Below are 22567 nucleotides of genomic sequence, written 5' to 3'. Positions count from 1 at the left end.
AACCGCCTGCCTGAGAGCGGAGGCACGGAGCCTCGCTATCAAGCGGTGGCTTTGGCTGTGCACTCCAGTAGATCTGTCCACTACGCGGCCTTCCGATCATCGGTCAAAACCGAATCGAGAGCACTGAACCAGCCCCGGGTATGTACGATCCGTGCAGCATGGGCTCCCGCGTTGAGGATTTCAGCCTTGGTCATCTGGGCAATTTCCTCCCAAGAGTCCATCGGCAACACGTAAGTAGCGTTGTTAACCTGCGGGCACTCCAGGACGCACAGTTTCCGTTGTTCGAACCCGAACACGACATATCCTTCGAATCCGCCCAGACCGACGGCTACAAAATCCGGCTGCTTGGCTCCGACGGCCGACAAACGAGCACGCAGTACCCCGCGGTTTCCCGCAGGGGCACGTTCGACAACACGCTCCAGTGCCGGCACTGCGGACTCCCACGGGTTGCGGCCCGGTGGGAGTAGTTGCCAGTGCAGGCGCCGCAGTGGTGCATTGACCCAACTGGTCAAATCCCGGTTCAGCACTTCGAAGCCGCCGAGCGTCTCGCGCATCATATTGGCGCTGTTGGTCGCTACCACAACGGTTGCTTCATCGTTGATAAATGGTCCTGACACAACGTAGATCTGGCCGTCGGCACGGATCTTGATCTCCAGCTCGATGCTGTAGGGCAATACTGGGGTGCGGGGGTAGCGTTGGTACGGGACGTCTACCACCTTGGACTTTTCCTCTGTTTGATCACGTCCTGCAAACTGCGTCCAAGTCCAAACGACTTGGCGGTAGGCTGTCTCCTTCGGCTGGTCGCGGTGAACGATGGAGAAACCCTCGGCGTTACGACGGCATGCCGGCCCTTTGCGGGCCGATGCAAGGATGCGTTGGCCAGGCATTAGCGGCACATCGAATCCTAGGTCTTGTAGTCGTGCCTCGAGCCCGGGGTGGACGGCGAAACCGAGCATATATTGCTCGGATGCCTGAAGGTGGCGGAGGTACTTCGTGATGTTGCGTGTTTTCCGGTTAATCTGCATTGTTATATTTCCTTGTAAGTAAATGGGGCTGCAAGTCGCCCTCGCCTTGTAGGACTCTTCTCAACGGTTCCGTGGACGCCGATACTAAAAATTTTTCATCCGGGCCGTCCACGGCGGCTCGGTCGAGAGTCATAGGAGGAGGAGACCCCGTCTATGTCTGCTATTCCCGAACCCGACGAGCGCCTGTCTCAGGCCGAGGTGGAGGCTGTTCTACAGAGCCTGAGCCCGGCCGACTGGAGGCGAGCGGAAGCCATTGCGACGGTCTGCTGTGGTGGCCTGACTGGTTGGACGCCGGACGATCTGTTGCAGGAAGCGTTGTGCAGTCTGTTGAGCGAAACCCGGGTCTGGCGACCAGGACTTCACCCTCTAGTGGTGCTCAAGACCGTGATGCGAAGCGTCGGAAGCAATGCGCGAAAGCACAATGACGCCAGCCCGATCGACCGGAATGTGGTTGTGGAACCGGTCGGAGTCGATCAGGGCGAGAAGGTCGCCGCAGTTCACGGTAAGGTCACCGTCACCCCCGAGGACGAGCTGTCGGGAAAACAGCAGATGGCCGCCCTCTACGCCGCGCTTGGGGGCGATGAAGACTTGGAATTACTAGCCATGACCTGGGCTGACGGTCTTCGAGGTGCTGACGCTCGCGACGCACTGGGGTGGGATGAAAGAAAGTATGACGCGGCTCGTAACCGGTTCTTGCGCCGACTGAAAGCGCTGGACCCTGACTTGAGGCCGACATGAATACGAAACCGACCAACGAGTTTGACAACTTCATCGACGCATTCGTCGAAGAGCTAATCGCGACACCCGACGACCAAGTTCTTGATGGTCATGACCCGGCTGGCGTGCAGGCCAAGGGGCTTGATCTGCTGCGTGCCGCCAAGAGAAGCGTCAGCAAATCGCGGCTAGCCGCGGCCAAGGCCGGATATGCTGCATTGAAATCAACGTCTGCTCCAGTGCCGCAGACCGTTTCCGCAGAGGAAGCACGGAGCTTCTTGGCGCAGGCGGCCAATGACAACAGGTTTACCCTGGCTGCCCGCAATCTGGGTGAGCTACCTGACGACGAGGCCATCGCTCTGTATACGAAAATTAAGAGCATTGTTTCCAGGGAGGAGGGGGGCAAGTGACCTCCACTGCTGGCGAACGCGCCGAAGCGTTGATTGCGGACCTTGGCATCAGCAGTCCTGACGAACTGGATGTCGAGGCAATTGCGTTCGATTCCCAACTCGAGGTCGTGTATGAGGCAATGACAGGATGTGAGGCCTCGCTTGTGGGTTATCGCGACCGTGCTATTGCCACCATCAATCCCTCTGGGGTGCGTGGACGGGAGCGGTTTTCGGTGGCTCATGAACTCGGGCACTGGCATTTGCACCGCGGGCGTTCTTTCAAGTGTCGGGTGGACGACCCTAGTGCAAATTTGTCATCGGAGCGAGTCTTGGAAAAGGAGGCGGACAGCTTCGCTGCACACCTGCTGATGCCTAGGCCTCTTTTCAACCCAGTGATCGCGTCACTTGGGAAGCCGACGTTTCAGCAGCTGACCCGAATCGCGACCGAGTTTGAAACGAGCGTGATGGCTACCACGCTGCGCTTAGCCAACATCAATACGCTACCTGTCATCGTGGCCTGCTACGACAGCACAGGCAAACGTTGGGCGATGCCCGCTAGTGACATCCCGCGCCGCTGGGTCTTAAGAGAAAAGTTGGACGACGACTCTTTTACCTTTGATCTGCTTCACGATGGCAAGGAGTGTCGAGGTTTAGGGAAGCAACCAGCCGAGGTTTGGTTTGAGAACGACGATGCCGTCGAGTACGAAGTCCAGGAACAATGCATCAGTAGCGCAGCTGGTACAGCGCTAGTCCTGCTCTACCTGGAGTCGTCGATGCTCGAGGTTGGATTCGACTGGAACGTTCGACGGAAATACAACGAGCACGGCTCATACTTCGATCGAAAGACAACAGCACGATAGCTTCAGGCATGCTGTTGTGCACGCCTACGGATCTCTTCGGCCTTGGTTGGGCGGCCGCGTCGGCGTGGGGCGGTCGGGTGGTTGGTCTGCCCTGGTTCTCGTGATGGTGCCGCTTGGCAATTTCCCTCACCGTCCCGTTGGGCATCAAGCCAGGCCCGGACGTCCGTTTGAAAGAATCGCAGCCGACTCCCCAGCTTGACGCAGGGCGGCAGCGACTCACCACGAGCACGTCGGTTGTACAGCGTCTGTACTGACAGTCCTAGGGTTGCGGCCAGTTGCTCAAGGGTCAGAAGGGGTTCCATGAGGACCTCCGGGGGCACTGGCACATGCCAGTCCAGAGTATAAGAAAGCGGGCTACCCATATCGGGCATGTAGTAGAAAAAAGGTTTGGCTGGGAGGATCCGGTAGCTCGTACAATCCGCGTCGGCGCCATCGAAATTGACCGCACTTTTAACGCACTGACCGCAGTAAAGTGCGTTAGATCGCGGTAAGCTCCGGTAAGCTAAGATCATGATTTTTCTAGATATTCATGTTGGTCTGCCCCTGGCAAAACACCCTTAAAACGGACTCTTAATCCGTAGGTCGAGTGTTCGAGCCACTCACAGCCCACCAAATTTCAAGATGAAAGACGCCTTAGCCGCTTAGCGACTAGGGCGTTTTTTATTGCCCCAGGGTTATAGCGCCAAGGTTATTGCCGGAGGTTATAGCCCCAAGGCGGCAAACATCTCCCTCGCGTCCCCGCGGCGCGCGCGCTCCATTCCCCAAGCAAAAACGGTCCCCCGATTCCCCCGCGCACCCAGAAAGTCGGCAGGCGTTTTGGGCATACCACTTGCTAAAGGCTCATTCGTCATTGGGAGCCGACCATGAAAGAGAACTTTGACGCTGGGAACGGATACGCGGCCATCGCCCGCTCGCTGGGCGTGCTGCGGGACTTCGATGCCGCCGCTGAGCTCGAGTCCAGGATTAATTTTCTTCAAGACTATCTGTTGGCAAGCCGGAAAGCCGGATACGTACTTGGGATCAGTGGGGGTGTTGACTCTTTGGTGGCGGGCAGGATGGCCCAACTTGCGGTGGAGCGCATTCGCGCAGAAGGCGGAAGCGCGACATTCGTCGGCGTACGCTTGCCATACGGCGAACAAAAAGATGAAGACGACGCCGCCCTGGCGCTTGAATTCGTCGGGGCGGATCACCGGATGCGCGTGGACATCAAGCCTGCCGTGGAGGCGCAACGTGATGCGCTGGTGTCTGCGGGCCTGGCCTTCAATGATGCGGCCATGGAAGATTTCGTGGCGGGCAACATCAAGGCCCGGCAGCGCATGGTGGCGCAATACGCGATCGCGGGGGCCTTGGACTGTCTGGTCATCGGAACCGATCAGGCGGCAGAAGCGGTGATGGGCTTCTTTACCAAGTATGGCGACGGCGCCGCCGATGTCGTTCCACTCAGCGGCCTGACAAAACGGCGGGTACGTGCGCTTGCGCTTCTGCTTGGCGCGCCCGCGCAGCTGATCGTCAAGGTACCCACCGCCGATCTGGAGTCGCTGTCGCCGTTGCGTCCGGACGAGGAAGCCTTTGGCGTGACATACGACGACATCGACTCCTTCCTGGAAGGCCAGGCCGTGTCCGAGCGCGCTGCCGCGATCATTCGCCGCCAGTACCTGGCCACCGCGCACAAACGCCGCCAGCCCGTGGCGCCCTGACATAGCGCAATGCCATGTGGCGGGCGCGAATGATCGCTACAGGCCCAGTGCCAGCAACATCAGAAAGGTCGTGAACAGGATGAAGTGCGTCATGCCTTCTATGGCGTTGGTCTGGCCGTCATTCAAGTTGATCGCCGCGACCAACAGCGTCACCAGCATCATCAACGTCTGCGGCGGCGTCATGGCCAGGTCGATGCGTTGCCCGGAAATAAGCGCCATGGCCTCCATGGCGGAGACGGTGAGTATGACCGTGGACAGCGAGGCGCCAAGGGCGATGTTCACCACCGACTGCATGCGATTGGCCAGTGCGGCGCGCACCGCGGTCAGCATTTCCGGCGCCGCCGAAATGCCGGCCACGATCAGGGCAACCAGGCCAGCGGGAACATTGACGCCTTTCAGGCTGCGATCAAGCGAATGCGACATGAGTTCGGCAATAAGCCCCACGGCGATGATGCCGCACGCCATCATCGCGGCCGAGTATCGCCAACCCGTGGAAGCGGGGGCGGGCGCGGGCCGGCGGGTTTTCTTGTCGGGGTAGCTGTAGCTGAAAAAATAGCTGTGCGGGCCGGTTTGCATGCGCAGGAATACGCCGTACAGCAGCAGCATCGCCACGATCGTGAAGGCGCTATAGGTGCGCCAGTCGGCCTGGGAAACGAATTCGGGAATGATCATGGACACCGTGACCGCGGTCAGGATCATGACGCTATAGGTGCGGGCGGAATCGTCGTTGTAGGCCTGTTCTCCGTGCCTGAAGCCACCGATGAGGGCGGCGATGCCGAGAAGGCCGTTGATGTCGAGCATGACGGCTGAATAAATACTGTCACGCACCAACGTGGGGGAGCCGGTTTTGGCGGAGACGGTCGCCAATACGATGACTTCGACCAGTACCGCCGACAGCGTCAGGATCATGCTGCCGTAGGGATCGCCCAGCTTCTGGGCAATGCGTTCGGCATGGCGCGCCACATTCAGCGACGCTGCCAGGATCGCCCCGATTAGAAGGACTGTCTCGGACACACTGGCGAGCCGGCCAAAGCCCGCCAACGGGGTGTCCACCGCATAGCCTGCCGCTGCGACGGCAAATGCCAGAAGCAGGGATTTCTCGGACTGAAGAATGGATTTCATCTGGACCGAACAGGTGGCTCGGCCCGAGCTACCAGGGCACGAGGGACATGGCCACCGCAAAGATGACCACGAGCACAACAAGCGTCAGAATGTGTCGGTTTCGCATATTGTCTTTTGGAGTATCGTGAATCGTTGCCGACCCGCGGCGCATTGGGCTGCGGGACCTGAACGTTTTGTCAGCAAGCGCTGTGCCCGGAGAGCCCCATGCGCGATGTCGTGCAATTGCGTCCCGAAGGCCTGTACTGCCCGGCAGGCCAGTTCTACATCGATCCGTGGCGGCCGGTGGCGACCGCCGTGCTGACGCATGGCCATGGCGACCACGCCCGGGTGGGGATGGGCTGTTACCACACCAGCGCCGAAGGGCTGCCGATCCTGCAATGGCGATTGGGCGATCAAGACTATCGCGTGCATGAATATGGTCAGCCGTTCATGCTTGGCAATGCCCGCGTATCGCTGCACCCCGCTGGCCACGTGCTGGGTTCCGCCCAGGTTCGCATCGAGGCCGACGGCCAGACCTGGGTGGTGTCGGGCGACTACAAGCGGCAGCCCGACCCGACGTGCAGCCCGTTTGAAGTCGTTGCTTGCGACACGTTCATCACCGAAGCCACGTTCGGCCTGCCCATCTATCGTTGGCCCGGCACGGCGGACGTGGCACAGGACATCGTGCAATGGCGTGACCACTGCGCGACACGCGGCGAGGCCGCTATTCTCTATTGCTACGCGTTGGGCAAGGCGCAGCGGGTATTGGCGGAACTCAAGCCGTTCATCGACCGGCCGGTCTACGTGCATGGTGCTATCGCGGCCGGGGTGGACGTGTACCGGCAGGCCGGCATCGACATGGCCGATACGCAAGGGGTGATCGACGCCGATGGCGACTCGCCGGCCTCAAGGGCCGGCTTCGCGGGCGAGCTGATCATTGCGCCGCCGTCGGCCGCCGGCAGCGCGTGGCTGCGGCGCTTCCGCAAGGCCCAGCATGGCTTCGCATCGGGCTGGATGCGGTTGCGGGGCAATCGGCGCCGCCGCAACATGGACCGTGGCTTTGTCGTGTCCGACCATGCGGACTGGCCGGATTTGTTGCGAACCATCCATGACACCGGCGCGCGCCGCGTCATCGCCACGCATGGCGACACCGACGCGCTGGTGCGCACGCTGAACGAAGCCGGCGTGGCGGCCGAAACGCTGGCCACCCAGTATGGCGAAGACGACTAGACCTAGGAGGCGCACCCTGGCATGAAGCGATTCGCAGCGCTGTATCAAGAGCTGGACCGCAGCACCGCCACCTTGGATAAACGTGGCGCGGTGGCTGCGTACTTCCGGGACGCGCCACCACGCGACGCCGCCTGGGCGCTTTATCTGCTTGCTGGCGGAAAAATCACCAGCGCGCGGCGCAAGATCGCGGGCGTGGCCGAATTGCGTGCCTGGGCAGCCGCCGCGTCGGGCACCGCGCCCTGGCTGGTCGACGCCAGTTACGACCAGGTTGGCGACTTGGCCGAAACGCTGGCCTTGCTGATGCCCGATCCCGCTCATCCCGCGCCGGAGCGCGGTTTGGCGGACTGGATCGAAGAGCGGTTGCTGCCGGTCGCCAATCGTGACGAGGCCGAGCGGCGCGACGTCGTCGTATCGGCGTGGCTTGGCCTGCCGTTCGATGAGCGCCTGGTATTCAACAAGCTGCTGACCGGTGCGTTGCGTGTCGGCGTATCCCAACGCATGGTGCAGCAGGCGCTGGCCGAGATGTCGGGCGTGCCGATTGCGCGGATCGCCCAACGCATGCTGGGCGCCTGGGAACCCAGCCCGGCTTTCTTGCGCGACCTGCTTAGTGCCGAGGACCTGCCCGGTGACCGCCAGCAGCCATACCCTTTCTTTCTGGCGTCGCCGCTGGAAAGTCCGCCGTCGGCGCTCGGGCCCATTGATGACTGGTTGTTGGAATGGAAGTGGGACGGCATCCGCACCCAACTGATCCGGCGTCATGGCGAGGTGGCGTTGTGGTCGCGCGGCGAAGAACGCCTGGATGGCCGTTTTCCCGAAGTGGAAGCGGCCGCGGCGGCGCTGGATGTGGATTGCGTGCTGGATGGCGAACTGCTTGCATGGCAAGAAGATGCGGCGCAACCCATGCCGTTCTCGGCGTTGCAAACGCGGATTCAACGGTTGAAGCCGGGTCCCAAGTGGCTCGCCGACGCGCCTGTTCGCATGCTGGCCTACGACCTGCTGGAACTGAATGGCGCCGATATGCGCGAGCGGCCTCAGGCCGAGCGCCGCGAGCAACTGGAAACGTTGCTGCGCCGCCAGCCCGATGCGCGCCTTGGCCTTTCGCCGATCGTGACGCCCGCCAGTTGGGACGCCGCCGCGGCGCTGCGCGAGGAAGCGCGCGAACGCGGCGTCGAAGGCTTCATGTTGAAGCGTCGTCGCGCTGGCTATCAGAGCGGACGGCGGCGTGGCGACTGGTGGAAGTGGAAGATCGACCCGTTGACGATCGATGCCGTGCTGCTGTACGCGCAGGCCGGCCACGGCCGCCGCAGCACGCTCTACACCGACTACACCTTTGGCTTGTGGCAGGGCGATACGCTGGTGCCTATCGCCAAAGCCTATTCGGGCCTGGACGACAAAGAGATTCTGGCGCTGGACCGCTGGCTGCGCGCCCACACGCGTGAACGGTTCGGTCCGGTCCGGTCGGTCGATCCCGTGCAGGTCTTCGAACTGGGTTTTGAAGGCGTCAACCTGTCCAAGCGGCACAAATCCGGTGTCGCCGTGCGGTTTCCCCGGATCCTGCGCTGGCGGCATGACAAGCCTGCTGCTGAAGCGGATCAACTGGACACCCTGAAGGCGCTGGCGCGATGACCGCAACGCCGCGCGGTTGGGATGCTCGGCTGTCGGCCTGGTTCCAGGCGCGCGGGTGGAAGCCGGCCGCGTTCCAGCGCGAAACCTGGCGCCGCTATCTGGCGGGCGAATCCGGGTTGCTGCACACGCCGACCGGCAGCGGCAAGACGCTGGCCGCGTTTGGCGGGCCGCTGCTTGAAGCCTTGGCCGACCCCGCCCTGGCCCTGCCCGTGGGCGGCGCGGGGCCACGCGTGCTGTGGGTGACGCCGCTGCGCGCGCTGGCGGCCGATACGGCGCGGGCCTTGGCGCAAACGGCCCACGAAATGGAGGTCGATTGGACCGTCGCGCTGCGGACGGGCGATGCCAGCGCGCGCGACAAGCGCCTCGCTCGTCAAGGCAAGGCGGACGTGCTGGTGATCACGCCGGAATCGCTGGCGCTGTTGCTGTCTTATGCGGATGCGTCGCAGCGCTTTCGCGCGCTGCGTTGCGTCGTGGTCGACGAATGGCATGAACTGCTGGGCAACAAGCGCGGCGTGCTGCTGCAATTGTGCCTGGCGCGATTGCGCCGCTTGTCGCCGGCGTTGCGCACATGGGGGCTGTCGGCCACGCTGGGCAACCTGGAGGAAGCCCGCGCGGTGCTGTTGCCGCATGCGCCGGATAGCCCCCTGGTCGCGGGCGCCACGCCACGCAAGGTCGTCATTTCGACGTTGCTGCCCGAGCGCAGCGGCGCGTTGCCGTGGGCAGGGCACCTGGGGCTGTCTCAGTTGCCGCGCGTGTTCAAGCGCCTGTTCGATGTGCGGACCAGTCTGTTGTTCACCAACACCCGCGCGCAGGCCGAGCTATGGCACCGCGCATTGGAATCCATCTGGCCCGAAGCGGCGTCCACGCTGGCGCTGCATCACGGTTCGCTGGATCCCAAACTGCGGGCGCAGGCCGAGCAAGGGCTGCGGGACGGCGTGATGCGCTGCGTGGTGGCGACGTCGAGCCTGGATCTGGGTGTCGACTTTCCCGCCGTGGACCAGGTGCTGCAGATTGGCAGCCCCAAAGGCGTGGCCCGGTTGTTGCAGCGGGCCGGCCGCGCCAGGCACCGGCCGGGCGAGTCCGGCCAGGTGATCTGCGTGCCGGCGCAAGCCCTGGAACTGATCGAATATGCCGCCGCCCGCCAGGCGATTGCGCGCGGCGCCATCGAGTCGCGGCCCCCGCCGCGTGGCAGCCTGGATGTGCTGGCGCAGCACGCGGTCACCTTGGCGTTGGGCGGCGGCTTCAATGCCGCCGAGCTATATGAGGAAGTCCGGGGCACGCACGCCTACGCTGCCCTGGACAGCGCCACGTGGCAGGCGGTGCTGGACTTCATCGTTCAAGGCGGCCGAGCGCTGGAGAACTATCCCGAATTCCGCCGGGTGCAACGGGACGACGATGGCTGCTACCGCGTTCATGACCGCCGCATCGCGCTGCGGCACCGGCTGTCGATCGGCACCATCACCGCCGACGGCGCCGTCTCGGTGAAGTACTTGCGGGGCGGTGGGCTGGGGTCGGTGGAAGAGGGGTTCCTGGCGCGCCTGCGTCCGGGCGATCACTTCCAGTTCGCCGGCCGGACGCTGGAACTGGTGCGGCTGGAAGGCATGACCGCCTATGTGCGCCGCGCCAAGGGCGGCAAGGGGCCCGTGGCGACCTGGCAGGGCGGGCGCATGCCGTTGTCCACGCAGCTGGCGAGCGAGGTCGAAAGCCTCTTCACCCATCCGGGCCGCCACGCCGAGATGCGCGCCGTGGAACCGTTGCTGCGAATCCAGCGTTCGGCCAGCGGGCTGCCGGGCCCCGGCCGTCTGCTGGCCGAGCGCATCGTCACGCGCCGCGGCATGCATCTGTTCCTGTTCCCTTTCGCGGGGCGCGCCGTCCATGAAGGCATGGCCGCCATGATCGCGCTGCGGTGGGGCCGGCGGCAGGTCAACACGTTTTCTTATACGGTCAACGACTACGGGCTGATGCTGACGCTGGCCGAACCTGCGGAACTGGACGACGCCCTGCTGCGTGAATGGCTTAGCCCCGAGCAGATGGACGTTGATCTGCGCAGCGGCGTCAATCTGGGAGAGTTGGCGCGCCGCCAGTTCCGCGAAATTGCCCGCGTGGCCGGCTTGCTGACCCCTTCGCTGCCGGGGCGCGCGGCACGCTCGCTGCGTCAGGTGCAGGCGTCCAGTGGACTGTTGTTCGACGTGCTGCGCCGCTACGATCCCGATCATCTGCTATTGGCGCAGGCGGAAAGGGAAGTCCTTGAAATCCAGCTGGAAGCCCCGCGCTTGCTGGCGGCCTTGCACGATTGCGCGACGCGGTCGCTGGATCTGCGCGCGCCGCGTGCGCTGACGCCGCTGTCCTTTCCGCTATGGACCGAAAGCCTGCGCGGCCAGCTCAGCACCGAAACCTGGCAGGCTCGCGTCAGGCGCGCCGCGGCGCAATTGGAGAAGCGCTATGCCCGAATCGCGGGATGAAGGGCTGTCCGTGAACGTGGCGGACGAACCGATGCTGCTGCTGGGCGATCGCGCCATGTACTGGCCGGCGCGGTCGCGCCTGATCATCGCGGACTTGCATCTGGGCAAGAGCCATGTGTTTCGCCAGGCGGGCATCGCCGTTCCGCAAGGCGCGACCCGGGATGACCTGATGCGCCTGGACCGGCTGCTGGATTCCACCGCTGCGCGGCAGTTGTGGATCGTGGGCGATGTGCTGCATGGGCCGATGGCCCAGGCGGGCTGGCGCGACGCCTGGACGCAATGGCGCAAGCGGCATGCCGCGCTGGACGTGGCTGCCCTGACCGGCAACCACGACCGCGCGCTGGATGGCGCTGCGCTGAATATCAGGCAACTGGGTGAATCGATGGCCGATGGGCCGTTTCTGTTCCGGCATCTGCCGCACGCCGACCCGCATGGCCGACACGTCATCGCGGGCCACGTGCATCCAAAGACCCGCGTGCCTGGCGTGGCCCGCAGTTGGCCCGCGTTCTGGTTACGGGACGGCATGACCGTGCTGCCTGCGTTTTCTGACTTTACCGGTGGGCATGCCGTCGACGCGGGCGATGGCAGCAGGCTTGTCGCATGCGTGGAGGGCAGCGCCTTGGCGATAGGATTCACGTCGTAGACTGAAGGGCGGGCAAGGGCATCGCAGAACCTAAGCAAATGGAGAAAAAATGCGCGAAAAAGGGATTGCCGCGTTGAAGGCGCCGGGCATGTCCGGGGCAGATGAACATGCCTGACCGTGCCTGCCGCGGATCGACGCCGGGGGGCGCCGATGGCATCCAGGCGGCGGTCTATACCCGTTGGCATCAGTTGTCGGTGCCGCTGGCGTTCGCGCTGGCAGCCGGCGGCTTCATGCTGGTGGTGTTCAACCGTGGCCCGGTGCTCTGGGCGGCCATTGTGGCGCTGGCCGGGCTGCTGGTGCCACCCCTCGTGGCCTTCAAAGGGTTTCCCACCCGCAACCGAGTCACGGTGATGCCGGACGGGCTGGTGTTCTCGCGGCGCGCACCGGTTGCGTTTGCCGACTTGACCCGGTGGGGCACCGACGATTTCCTGAAGCTGGTCCGGCCGGGGCGTCCCACGCTGCTCGTCAGCCCGGTCGACGCGCCCAACCGTGAGCGCTTGCTGCGCGAATTCCAGGCCGCGCTTCAGGCCTGGCAGAAGCGTCAGCCGGCGGGCACGGAGCCGGCGCGTCGGACGCATTTCTACGGATCAACGGGCGCCCGCTTGGTTGGCGCGGTGATCACGGCCCTGGGCGTGGGGGCGGCCATCATGGCGTTGAACCTGCGCGAACCGTCGGTGCCGCTGGCGATTGTCGGCGGGCTGGGGGCGTTGTTCGGCTTGGCGATGCTGGCGGGCAAGCGCGTTTGAGTTAAGCGTGGCCTTAACGATGGGTAAAGGCAGGCTGAATCACACCGGACGCAAGGCTCTTTATAGTGGCCGCATTGCCATCCCAGGAGCGCCCGCATGTCCCCCCACCAAGATCCCGCTGATTTTCCGGATACCGATGCCCCGTCCGGCTACCCGCGCGCGGTGCTGTTCGACCTGCTGACCGCCTTGCTGGATTCCTGGACCGTCTGGAACCGCGCGGCGGGCACGGAGGCCCTGGGCCGTGCGTGGCGTGCCGAGTATTTGCGCCGCACCTATGGCTGCGGCGCTTATCAGCCGTACGAGCAACTGGTGCAGGAAGCCGCCGCCGCGGTCAGCCTGCCGGCCAGCGCCCCGGATGCGCTGGAAGCGCATTGGGCCGAATTGCCCGCATGGGACGGCGCACGGGAATTGTTGCAGGCGCTGCGCCCGCATTGCCGCCTGGGCGTGGTTACCAACTGTTCCGACCGCCTGGGCCGCCAGGCCGCCAGCCTGCTGGGGGTCGATTGGGATGTGGTGGTGACGTCCGAAGAGGCCGGTTTCTACAAGCCCGATCCCCGGCCGTATGCCCTGGCGCTGGCGCGTTTGCAGGTGCGTCCGGAGGATGCCGCGTTCGTCGCCGGCTCGGGCTATGACCTGTTCGGCACCAGCAAGGTCGGGCTGCGCACGTATTGGCACAACCGGGTGGGGTTGTCGTTGCCGCAAGGCGCGCCAGCGCCGGAACGGGAGTCGCCCCGGCTGGACGCCGCGCTGCCGTGGCTGGCCCGGTTCCGCAACGCTTGAGCGGCTTGGCGCGCACGGCGGCAGCCTGGACTGGCCGTGTGCGTAGTACAAAATGTTGCCGGTGCCCTTGTCCGCGCTTGCTAGCATGGCTTACGCCGGAATAATCCGGCGCACCACGGGATAGTGGAGGTTGCCATGAACTCAAGAACAATGTTCAACCGGATCGCGGTGGTTGCGGCGGCAGGAGCGCTGCTGGCGGGCTGCGCTACGCAGCAGCAGACGAACACCGCCGTGGGCACGGGGGCGGGGGCGGCGGTCGGCGCCGGTATCGGTGCCCTGATCGGGCACGGCAAGGGGGCGGCGATCGGCGCCGGCATCGGTGCGGTGGCGGGCGGCCTGGTGGGCTACAACTGGAAGGTCGTCAAAGAAGATGTGCAGCAGTCCGGCGCGTCGTCCCTGGGGATCGACGTCGTGGAAATGCCCGATGGCAGCCTGAAGGTCAATATTCCCAGTGGCGTGTCGTTCGACACGGACAAGACGCAGTTGAAGCCCGCCTTGCTGCCGGTGCTGGACAGCGTGGCGCGTTCGCTCAACCAGCATCCAGAGCTGCGCACCAAGGTGGTCGGCCATACGGACAGCACGGGGGCGTTGGCGCATAACCAGACCTTGTCGGTCAACCGCGCCAAGAGCGTGACGGACTACCTGGCCAAGCAAGGCGTGGCGGCTGGCCGCATGGCGGCGGAAGGGCGCGGCCCGAACGATCCCATCGGCGATAATGCAACCGCCGAAGGGCGCGCGCTGAATCGGCGCGTGGAAATCTACCTGTACGCGGTCAAGCAATAGGGTCTGTCATGAGCATGTTTCCTCCCGCCCGTATCGGGTCCGATATCGCCGTGGCCGCGCTGTCCGGCTGGCAGGCCGCGGCCACGCGCGACGCCATCGAAAAGCGTTTCCGCTTTCCGAACTTCAATGCGGCGTTCGGATTCATGGCGCGGGTGGCCATGTTCGCGGAAAAGCTGAACCACCACCCGGAGTGGACCAACGTCTACAACCGGGTGGATGTGACGCTGACCACCCATGACGCCGGCGGCGTGACCGAATTGGACGTGCGCATGGCGCAGTTCATGGACGAGGCCGCCGCGCAGATGGGGGCCACGGCGCCTGCGGCCGGCGCCTAGCCGTCTTCGCCGTCCGTGTCGTCTTCCCGGGCTTGCAGATGGTCGATCAGGCGATCCAGCATGTCGCCCAGGGCCCGCTGTTCGTCCGCATCCAGGCAAGCGAAGATCTCGTCGTTGCGTTGCGCGATCAGGGCGATGATGCGCTGGTACTGCGCCAGGCCGGCGGCCGTCGGCGTCAGCACCACGCCGCGCCCGTCGGACGCGGACAGCGTCTTTTCGACCAGCCCGCGTTCGACCAGCGCTTGCGCCGAACGGCTGGCCTGACCCTTGTTCAGGTTGGCCGATCGCGCCAGGTCGTTGACGGACAGCGGCGCGTAGCGGCCAATGGCCGCCAGGCAGCGCGCTTCGCCCAAGGGAATACCGCAGTCCGACACATAGGCGCGATTCGTGTCCCGGTCCGTGATCTTGTTGAGCACGTGCAGGCGATAGGTCAGGAATCGTTCCAGGGCGGGCGGTTTCACGTCGGGCGGGCAGGAGTGGGGGCGGGATAGTTTGCCACAGCGTTTTCGCCCAGGCAGGCGCTTTCCGCCTGCGCCAGCAGCGCCAGCGCCGATGCGGCGTCCGGCTGCCGACTTAGCAGCGACAAGCCGAGTATCGACAGAAATAGCGGCGCGCGCGGTTCACCCATGCGCGTCAGCGCTTGCGCCATGCCGGTGTACACCTGGTCCAGTTCTTCGGGGTTCATGCTTGGCCTTCCTTGTGCGCGGATACGGTGATCGAAGGGTAGTAGGGGGCAAGGGCGGCGCGCAGGCGGGCGGCGTCCGGGGTATTCCAGCGGCCCAGCACATAACCGTCGGGACGCAGCAGATAGATGAGGCCGTCCGCGGCGCCGTAGCGTTGCTGCAATTGGCCATGCGCATCGTCCCAGCCGCCGGCGCCCGCGCGCACGATGCGCAGCGGATGCGGCGCCCCTTGCGTGCTTGCCGCCAGCGCATCCAGATCGGCCGTCAGCGTGGCGGTCGGAGAAACGGCCAGCGCGACGAAGCCGTTGCCAAAGCACTCGCTTAGATAGCGCGGCGTATCGCCGTCCTGCAACCGTGCATCGGGCGCGGGCTGGCCGGGCGCGGCGCCCGGGCCGGCTTGGGGCGCGCCGTCGGCCAGATTCAGCGGCGAGGTGTCGTAGGAAATAGGCGCGGATTGGCGCGGGTTGATCAATGACCGCACGGTGTCGTCCGCCAGGGCCAGGCGTAGCGCGGCCTCGCGCATCAGGCGAAAGCCGAAATCCGGCGGCGCCATGAATTCGGTGCTCTTGGCGCCGTAGGCCAGATTTTGGCGGGTGGCGTGCACACGTTCGGTGCTGTAGCTGTCCAGCAGGCTGGCGGGCGCTTGGCCCTTCAGCACCCAGGCCAGCTTCCAGGCCAGGTTGCCGGCGTCGTCCAGGCCGGAATTCAGGCCGCGCACGCCGAAGATCGGCACAAGGTGGCCGGCGTCTCCGGCGAACAGCACGCGGCCGTGACGGTACTGGTCCAGCGTCAGGCATTTGGCGTTGTAGATGGAAATCCACAGCGGCTTCCAGGGCGCGGTCTCGCCGATCATGTCCAGATGGCTTTGCACGCGCGGCAGCACGTTCTCGGGCTTGACGGCTTCGTCGGCATCTTCGTCGTCGCGGATCTGGTAATCCACACGCCATACGTTGCCCGGCTGCCGATGCATCAGCAGCGTCGAACCGGGGTTGGACGGGGGGTCGAACCACGCCAGGCGTTCGACCGGGCGGGTGGACGCCTGCTCGATATCGACGATGACGTAGCGGCCTTCGTACTGCATGCCTTCCAGCTTCAGGCCCATCGCTTCGCGCACGGTGCTGCGTCCGCCGTCGCAGGCGATCAGCCAGTCGGCGCGCACCGTCTGGCGTTGCCCGCCCGCATCGACCTCGACCGTCACGCCGTCGGCGTCCGCGCGCAACCCGGCCACGCGGGCCGACCATTGCAGCGCGGCCCGTTCGGGATGGCGTTGCATGGCTTGATGGGCGTATTCCTCGATCGAGTACTGCTGGATGTTGACCATCGGCGCATAGCGTTGCAGCGGGTCGTGCGGCATTTCAAAGTGCAGGACTTCGCGGTCGCGGTAGTAGCTGCGCCCGCCGGTCCAGGGCAGGCCGGTCGCCGCCAGCGGCTGGTCGGCGCCGGCCCAGCCCAGGATTTCCTGGGACCGGCGCGAGATGCAGATCGCGCGGCTGCCGGTGCAGTAATCATCGTCGGCTTCCACCGTCAGCGAGGCGATGCCGTATTCGGCCAGCAGGGCGGCAAGCGTCAGGCCGACGGGGCCTCCGCCGGCAATCAGGACGGGAACGTGCGAGGGGAGCGGCATCTTGTCTCCGAAATGTAGTTGTGTGCGCAACTATATTATTGAAAGGTTGCGCACGCAACCAATTTCGCCAGGCAAAAAAAACCCGCCTGATCAGGGCGGGGTTTCGCAGCGATGCCGAAGGCGTCAGTTGCGGACGTAATAGATGCGCATCGCCTGTTGTTTCTGGCCGCCGTCCATCACGCGCAGCACCACCACCTTGGGGGTGAAGCCGTCTGGCAGCTTCAACTGGCCCAACGCGTAGTCGTAGCGATCGACGGTCAGTGCCGGACCTTCCGGCGTGACGGTGGCCGCGCGGCCGTTGGAATAGCTGCCGTCGATGGAGAACGTAAGCGTGCCCTTGAAGGGCGCGCCGGTGCGTTCTTCGCGCATGACCAGCACCTGGTAGTCCAGTTGGCCGGGGGCGCGCTTGAACGTGGCCGAGCGGATGCCCAGGTTGCCGCCGCGCGGATCGGGCGGCATGGCGTCCTGGAACAAGACCAGTTCCTTGTTCATCGTCTCGATTTTGCTGCGGGCTTCGGCCAGGTCGGCGGTCAGCTTTTCATGGCCGGACTTGTTGGCGTCGCGCTGCTGGGTGGCTTCTTCCAGTTGGGTCTGCAGGCGCTGGCGTTCCAGGTTGGAAGCGCTGAGCTCGCTATGCAGCGACTCGGACTGCTCTACGGTCAGGCGTTGCGGACCGTAGTTGGTTTGCAGGAAGAGCACGCCGCCCGCACCCAGGGCAATCCCCACAAGAAGCAGGACGAGCCAGCGCGGCAGGCGCCGCGTGCGTTGACCGGGTTGGTATACGGAGGGCTTGAACACGGCCCGTTGCGATCTTCCAAACATCCCCATTCCTAGAAAACTTCCTGTGTGTTGCTCGTTCGCGCGAAGCTCGCGCGAGCCAAAGCGTCAGAGAATACCCCGTTACCCGGGGGCGTTGGGTGCGCGGAAAATCCTGGTTGCGCACCTTGATATTGTGAAATATGTGAGCATCAGCGCGCCGCCGCGTGGAGCTCGGCGTCCAGGTCGGCAAGCCGTTGAGGGGTGCCGACGTCGGTCCATCGGCCACTATGGTGCGCGCCGCGAGCCAGGCCTTTGGCCATCGCCTGCCGAAAAAGGGGCAGCATGGGCATCGCCGCGCCGCGCGGGACATCCGCAAACAACGAGGGATGGTAGACGGCGATGCCCGCATAGGTCAAACGAGGCTCCCCCTGCGCGTGCAGGCTGCCGTCGGGGGCGAGCCGGAAATCGCCATGGGGGTGCTGAATCGGGTTGTCGACCATCAGTAGCCACGCTCCGCCCTCGGGCAGGCCGGCAGCCAGGCCGGCAGCGGCGGCGGGGTCCCAATCGCACCAGACGTCCCCGTTCATCACCAGAAAGGGCGCGTCTCCCAGCAGCGGCAGCGCGTGGGCGATGCCGCCGGCTGTTTCCAGCGCGGTGCCTTCCGCCGAATAGCGGATCCGCACGCCGAAGGCCGTGCCGTCGCCCAGCGCGCGTTCGATTTCGTGGCCCAGCCAGGCGTGATTGATGACGATGTCACGGATGCCGGCCGCGGCCAGACGCTCCAGGTGCCAGACGATCAGCGGTTTGCCGCCGACCGCAAGCAGGGGCTTGGGGCACCGGTCGGTCAAGGGGCGCATCCGTTCGCCGCGTCCCGCGGCAAGAATCATGGCCTGCATCAGAAGGTGTATCCGACGCGGACCTGGCGGTCGTCCAGCTTGTCCAGCAGCCGCAGCAGAGGGGTGAACACGCCGTAGCGTTGCGCCACCTGGCGCACGTAGCCGTTCATGCGCGGCATGTGGGCCAGGTAGTGCGCCTTGCCGTCACGGTGGTTCAGGCGCGCGAACACGCCCAGAATGCGCAGGTTGCGCTGCAGGCCCATCCACTCGTAGGCGCGGTGGAACTCGGCGAAATCGGACGCGACCGGCAGCCCGGCGGCGCGTGCCATTTCCCAGTAGCGGATGGCCCAGTCCAGTTGCTGCGGTTCTTCCCAGGTGGTGCGGGCATCGGTCACCAGCGAGGCCAGGTCGTAGGTGATGGGGCCGGCCAGCGCGTCTTGGAAGTCGATGATGCCGGGGTTCGGGCCGTACTGCGGCTGGCCGCAGACCATGAGATTGGGCGAATGGAAATCGCGGTGCACCAGGACTTGCGCCTGCCCGCCATTGCTGGCCGACAGCAGCGCGAAGATCTTATCGAGAGCGTTGGCCGTCTTGTCGTCCAGTGCCTCGCCGTGGTGCTTTTGCACGTACCACTCGGGGAACAGCTTCAGCTCGTCGGCCAGCCGGGTGCTGTCGTACGTCGCCAGCCCGGCGGTGGAGGCCTTTTGCAGTTGGACCAGCGCGGCCAGCGCCTCGCGATACAGCGTCTGGAGTTCGCTGTCGGGCATCCCGGCCTGGATGCGCTGATAGTAGGTCTGTTCCCCCAGGTCGGACAGCAGCAGCAGGCCCTGGTCCAGGTCCTGCGCCAGCACCTTGGGCACGTTCAGGCCGGCGTCGGCCAGCAGTTGCCCCACATGCAGGAAGGGGCGGCAGTCTTCATGGGCAGGGGGCGCATCCATGACAATCAGGGTGCGCTCGCCGGCGTTCAGCCTGAAATAGCGGCGGAAACTGGCGTCGGCGGAGGCGGGGCGCAGCGTGTCCACGGCCAGATCCAGGTCGGCGGGCAGGCTATCCAGCCAGTTGCGGATCTGCGCCAGGCGGGGGTCGTGATCGTTTTTCAAGGAAGATCCGTGTCAGAAAGGCAATATTGCTGAAATTTGCGTCCGGCGCACATAAGGCTGGGCGTATGGCGCGGCTTCTCTATAATACCGGCTCGTTTCCGTTCGCATTGGCCCTTCCGCGGTGCCGGTGCCAGGTTTTCCCATCGTCACAAAAGGGCAGTTTTCACTCGTGCGCAAGGTTCGGTGGTTGATCCTCTCTGCTGTCAGCGTCGCCGCCGGGGCCGTCCAGGCCCAGGGCAGCCAGGATCCGGCTTCCGCCGCATCATCCGCTAGCGTCTCGCCCGCGGCCCCGGTGCTGCGTACGTCCCCCGGTTTGCGGATGCACCGCCTGCCCGACGACAGCATCCCCGCGTATATGGAAGCGGACAGCATCGAGGGCGATCCCGAGTCCGACCTCACCCTGACCGGCAGCGCGCAAGTGCGCCGTATCGACGGCATCATCAAGGGCGACCGGATCAACTACCGCAAGGACACCGGCGAAGTCGACGTGCAGGGCAGCGCGCGCATGATGCGCGACGGCACGCTGGTGACCGGTCCCAACGCCAAGTTCAACGTCGACAAATATTCCGGCGAAATCGAAAAGCCGAATTTCTGGATGGGGGCCACGGGCGGGTTCGCCGTGGCCGAGCACGCGGACATCTTCAGCAAGTCGCAGATGCGGCTGCACACCGTCACGTATAGCGGCTGCGCGTGCGAGACGCCGTCCTGGTACATCAAGGCCAATACGGTCGACATCGACTTCGACGAAAACGAAGGCGTGGCGCGCAATGGCGTGCTGTATTTCAAGGACGTGCCGATCCTGGCTTCGCCCTACATGACCTTCCCGGTCAAGAAGGAGCGCAAGTCCGGCTTCCTGGTGCCGACGTATGGCACGACGAGCCAGGGCGGCTTCGATTTTTCGCTGCCGTACTACCTGAACCTGGCGCCGAACTACGACGCGACGATCCAGCCGCGCTATTTCTCCAAGCGCGGCATGCAACTGGGCGGCGAATTCCGTTACCTGGGGTCGAGCTACCTGGGTACCATCGATGGCGCCTATCTGCCCAACGACAACGTCACCAGCGAAGACCGCTGGATGTACTGGTGGCGTCACCAGCAGACGTTCTCGCACGGCTTCTACGCAGACTGGGATATTGCGAAAGTCTCGGATGACAACTACTACCGCGATATTTCCCAACTGGGCTTGAACCAGGCGTCCACCACGTATCTGCCGCAACGCGGCCGTGTGGGCTGGGCTTCCAACTACTGGAGCGCCTACGCGCAGGTCTACAAGTACCAGACCTTGCAGGATCCGGACGCGCCCCTGCTGCCCCCATACGATAAAGAGCCCGAACTATATCTGCGCGGCGCGCGCTATGACTGGGGCGGCTTCGATGTGGACTGGACCTCTACCGCGGTGCGTTTCCGCCGGCCGGATTTCGGTTCGACCGTACGCTATCCGGAAGGTGACCGCCTGCAAACCTACCCGACGGTGTCCTATCCGATCGTGCGTCCGGGTTGGTTCATCATTCCGAAAGCGGGCGTCAATTACACGCAATACCAGACCAAGTGGTATGGCGTCGATGCGTTGGGCCTGAACGGCGGGACGGCGGATGGTTTGCCGCGCTCGCAGTCGCGGACAGTGCCGATCATGTCCTTGGACGCCGGCCTGATCTTCGAACGCGATACTTCGCTGTTCGGCAAGGCGTCCACTCAGACCCTGGAACCGCGCCTGTACTATCTGCGCGTGCCGTACCGCGACCAGTCCAAGCTGCCGGTTTACGACACCTCGCTAGCGGATTTCAGCTTCTCTCAGGCTTTCGAAGAGAATATCTACACGGGCGGCTGGGACCGTATATCCAACGCCAACCAGCTGACCGCGGCATTGACGACGCGCTGGCTGGACGCCAACACCGGTTTCGAGCGCCTTTCGCTGGCCGTGGCGCAGCGCCTGTATTTCGCCGACCAGCAAGTCACTTTGCCGGGCGAAACACCGCGTGAAAACGTGCGCTCCGACTTCCTGGTGGGCGCCAGCGCCGCGCTGACCGACACGCTGAGCACCGACGTGGCGGCCCAGTACAATCCCTACGACAACAAGTGGTCGCGTGGGCTGATCAGCGCGCGCTGGTCGCCGCAACGCCTGACGACGGTGGCGCTGTCGTATCGGTATCAACGCGACCCTCCCACCGGCGTTTCGTACCAGCCGCAGGGCCAGAACCAGGTCAGCCTGGCGCTGCAATGGCCCTTCACCAAGCGCTGGTACGGCGTTGGCCGGGTGGATTATTCGTTGCGCTCCGGGCCTTCCAGCACCGTGGCCAATACGATGGAGTCCCCTCGTGTGACGCAGGCCATTGCCGGCCTGGAGTACAAAGGCGATTGCTGCTGGGTGGGCCGCGTGGTCTACCAGCGCTATGCCGTATCTGCTACGGACGCCAACTCCGCAGTGTTCTTCCAGCTTGAGCTGACCGGCCTGGGTTCCTTGGGGACCGATCCGATGAACCTGCTGAACAGAAGTATCCCCGGCTACACCAGCGTTACACCGCCCGTGCCGGCTGGGACCACATTTGAAAGGTATGAATGATGCGTAGGTTGCACTCTTTGCGTCGCCTGTCGGGCAGCGCGCTGCTGCTGGCTCTTTGCACCGGCTTGTCCGCCGCGCATGCGGCCGAGCAGACCGGCCGGGCCGCGAACAATGGCGCCAAGGCCGCGCCGCAGGCCGCGGCTCCCGCAGCGAAGGGCGAGCAGTTCGTCGACGGCATCGCCGCCGTGGTCGACAAGGACGTGATCACGTTGCGCGAACTGCGCGATGCGTCGCTTCGCATTTCCGGCGAACTGAAGTCGCGTGGCATCCAGGTGCCCGACGACCAGACCTTGCAGCATCAGGTGCTGCAGCGCCTGATCATGGAACGCGTGCAACGCCACGAAGCCGACCGCCTGGGCATCCGGGTGGATGACGCCCAGATCGATCAGGCGATCCAGACGATCGCCGGGCGCAACAAGATCAGTGTGGCGCAACTGCGGGCCGAAATCGAAAAATCGGGCACGACGTGGGACGCCTACCGCAAATCGCTGCGTGACGAGATCCGCACGGACCGCCTGCGCCAGCGCGCGGTGGACTCCACCATCGTCATTTCCGATACCGAAGTGGATGCCTTCCTGAAGGACCAACGCCGTAATCCGGCGTTCGGCGCGGGG

23 protein-coding genes are annotated in these 22567 nt (G+C 64.6%); 14 read left to right on the top strand and 9 right to left on the bottom strand.

Translation table 11 applies throughout. The annotated features are described in order from the left end of the window. Window positions 1-80: 80 nt before the first annotated feature. The gene (locus ACE039_RS11540) at window positions 81-1025 is read right to left on the bottom strand and encodes a hypothetical protein (RefSeq protein ID WP_485822419.1); all 945 of its coding nucleotides are present in this window, start codon (window positions 1023-1025) and stop codon (window positions 81-83) included. Between the two features lie 153 nt (window positions 1026-1178). On the opposite strand from ACE039_RS11540, the gene ACE039_RS11535 reads away from it, so the two are divergent. From ACE039_RS11535 to ACE039_RS11525, 3 genes are read left to right on the top strand one after another with little or no spacing between them, the layout of a single operon-like run. After that, window positions 1179-1763 (top strand): hypothetical protein, encoded by a 585-nt coding sequence (locus ACE039_RS11535; RefSeq protein WP_485822418.1) that lies wholly within the window; start codon window positions 1179-1181, stop codon window positions 1761-1763. Further along, the gene (locus tag ACE039_RS11530) at window positions 1760-2149 is read left to right on the top strand and encodes a hypothetical protein (RefSeq protein ID WP_485822417.1); all 390 of its coding nucleotides are present in this window, start codon (window positions 1760-1762) and stop codon (window positions 2147-2149) included. The genes ACE039_RS11535 and ACE039_RS11530 overlap by 4 nt, the downstream gene beginning before the upstream one ends. Continuing rightward, window positions 2146-2988: an ImmA/IrrE family metallo-endopeptidase gene (locus tag ACE039_RS11525; RefSeq protein ID WP_485822416.1), complete on the top strand. Its 843-nt coding sequence runs from the start codon at window positions 2146-2148 to the stop codon at window positions 2986-2988. The genes ACE039_RS11530 and ACE039_RS11525 overlap by 4 nt, the downstream gene beginning before the upstream one ends. Before the next feature lie 2 nt (window positions 2989-2990). Here the strand turns inward: ACE039_RS11525 and ACE039_RS11520 are convergent, their stop codons facing one another. Continuing rightward, a complete protein-coding gene (locus ACE039_RS11520) occupies window positions 2991-3290 on the bottom strand; it encodes a helix-turn-helix transcriptional regulator (RefSeq protein ID WP_485822415.1) in 300 nt (99 codons plus the stop codon). A 561-nt stretch (window positions 3291-3851) separates the two neighbouring features. Between ACE039_RS11520 and nadE the strand changes: the two genes are divergently transcribed. Further along, entirely contained in the window at window positions 3852-4685 is an 834-nt protein-coding gene (gene nadE / locus ACE039_RS11515; RefSeq protein ID WP_485822414.1) for an ammonia-dependent NAD(+) synthetase, read from the top strand. A gap of 36 nt (window positions 4686-4721) precedes the next feature. Here the strand turns inward: nadE and ACE039_RS11510 are convergent, their stop codons facing one another. Beyond that, entirely contained in the window at window positions 4722-5807 is a 1086-nt protein-coding gene (locus ACE039_RS11510; protein WP_485822413.1) for a calcium:cation antiporter, read from the bottom strand. Window positions 5808-6011: 204 nt separating this feature from the next. On the opposite strand from ACE039_RS11510, the gene ACE039_RS11505 reads away from it, so the two are divergent. The 8 genes from ACE039_RS11505 to ACE039_RS11470 all read left to right on the top strand — a co-directional run bounded on the left by ACE039_RS11505 (window position 6012) and on the right by ACE039_RS11470 (window position 14391). Next, entirely contained in the window at window positions 6012-7016 is a 1005-nt protein-coding gene (locus tag ACE039_RS11505; RefSeq protein WP_313458106.1) for a ligase-associated DNA damage response exonuclease, read from the top strand. A 21-nt stretch (window positions 7017-7037) separates the two neighbouring features. Next, on the top strand, window positions 7038-8642 hold the full coding sequence (locus ACE039_RS11500; protein WP_485822412.1) for an ATP-dependent DNA ligase: 1605 nt from the start codon (window positions 7038-7040) through the stop codon (window positions 8640-8642). Further along, window positions 8639-11104 carry a ligase-associated DNA damage response DEXH box helicase gene (locus ACE039_RS11495; RefSeq protein WP_485822411.1) on the top strand — a complete coding sequence of 822 codons (2466 nt, stop codon included), beginning with the start codon at window positions 8639-8641 and terminating at the stop codon, window positions 11102-11104. Before ACE039_RS11500 ends, ACE039_RS11495 begins: the two co-directional genes overlap by 4 nt. Beyond that, window positions 11085-11747: a ligase-associated DNA damage response endonuclease PdeM gene (gene pdeM / locus ACE039_RS11490; protein WP_485822410.1), complete on the top strand. Its 663-nt coding sequence runs from the start codon at window positions 11085-11087 to the stop codon at window positions 11745-11747. Before ACE039_RS11495 ends, pdeM begins: the two co-directional genes overlap by 20 nt. Before the next feature lie 107 nt (window positions 11748-11854). After that, entirely contained in the window at window positions 11855-12493 is a 639-nt protein-coding gene (locus ACE039_RS11485) for a hypothetical protein (protein WP_448710549.1), read from the top strand. 96 nt (window positions 12494-12589) lie between these two features. Next, window positions 12590-13273 (top strand): HAD family hydrolase, encoded by a 684-nt coding sequence (locus ACE039_RS11480; protein ID WP_448710550.1) that lies wholly within the window; start codon window positions 12590-12592, stop codon window positions 13271-13273. A 135-nt stretch (window positions 13274-13408) separates the two neighbouring features. After that, complete coding sequence (locus ACE039_RS11475; protein WP_485810793.1) at window positions 13409-14056, top strand: YiaD family glycine zipper/OmpA-like lipoprotein; 648 nt, start codon at window positions 13409-13411, stop codon at window positions 14054-14056. An 8-nt stretch (window positions 14057-14064) separates the two neighbouring features. Continuing rightward, entirely contained in the window at window positions 14065-14391 is a 327-nt protein-coding gene (locus tag ACE039_RS11470) for a 4a-hydroxytetrahydrobiopterin dehydratase (RefSeq protein WP_105555472.1), read from the top strand. Here the strand turns inward: ACE039_RS11470 and ACE039_RS11465 are convergent. From ACE039_RS11465 to ACE039_RS11440, 6 genes are all read right to left on the bottom strand, one after another. Then, complete coding sequence (locus tag ACE039_RS11465) at window positions 14388-14852, bottom strand: MarR family winged helix-turn-helix transcriptional regulator (protein ID WP_105555471.1); 465 nt, start codon at window positions 14850-14852, stop codon at window positions 14388-14390. The two genes, ACE039_RS11470 and ACE039_RS11465, sit on opposite strands and share 4 nt — an antisense overlap. Then, a complete protein-coding gene (locus ACE039_RS11460; RefSeq protein WP_448708577.1) occupies window positions 14849-15076 on the bottom strand; it encodes a hypothetical protein in 228 nt (75 codons plus the stop codon). The genes ACE039_RS11465 and ACE039_RS11460 overlap by 4 nt, the downstream gene beginning before the upstream one ends. After that, complete coding sequence (locus tag ACE039_RS11455; RefSeq protein ID WP_485822409.1) at window positions 15073-16698, bottom strand: FAD-dependent oxidoreductase; 1626 nt, start codon at window positions 16696-16698, stop codon at window positions 15073-15075. Before ACE039_RS11455 ends, ACE039_RS11460 begins: the two co-directional genes overlap by 4 nt. A gap of 123 nt (window positions 16699-16821) precedes the next feature. Continuing rightward, window positions 16822-17520, bottom strand: coding sequence for a DUF6776 family protein (locus ACE039_RS11450; protein WP_448708579.1), 699 nt, complete (start codon window positions 17518-17520; stop codon window positions 16822-16824). Between the two features lie 146 nt (window positions 17521-17666). Next, window positions 17667-18353, bottom strand: coding sequence for an N-acetylmuramate alpha-1-phosphate uridylyltransferase MurU (gene murU, locus ACE039_RS11445; RefSeq protein ID WP_448708580.1), 687 nt, complete (start codon window positions 18351-18353; stop codon window positions 17667-17669). Next, entirely contained in the window at window positions 18353-19393 is a 1041-nt protein-coding gene (locus ACE039_RS11440; RefSeq protein WP_448708581.1) for an aminoglycoside phosphotransferase family protein, read from the bottom strand. The genes murU and ACE039_RS11440 overlap by 1 nt, the downstream gene beginning before the upstream one ends. Before the next feature lie 169 nt (window positions 19394-19562). Here ACE039_RS11440 and ACE039_RS11435 point away from each other — a divergent pair, with 169 nt between their 5' ends. Both ACE039_RS11435 and ACE039_RS11430 read left to right on the top strand, forming a co-directional pair. Further along, the gene (locus tag ACE039_RS11435; protein WP_448708582.1) at window positions 19563-21953 is read left to right on the top strand and encodes an LPS-assembly protein LptD; all 2391 of its coding nucleotides are present in this window, start codon (window positions 19563-19565) and stop codon (window positions 21951-21953) included. Beyond that, window positions 21950-22567: SurA N-terminal domain-containing protein (locus tag ACE039_RS11430; RefSeq protein WP_448708583.1), on the top strand; the 618-nt coding region annotated here is incomplete at its 3' end. The genes ACE039_RS11435 and ACE039_RS11430, both read left to right, overlap by 4 nt.

The organism is Achromobacter maghribensis, assembly GCF_057334215.1.
The sequence above is the reverse complement of the archived record's forward strand: the minus strand, read 5'-3'. Positions and strand labels throughout refer to the sequence as shown.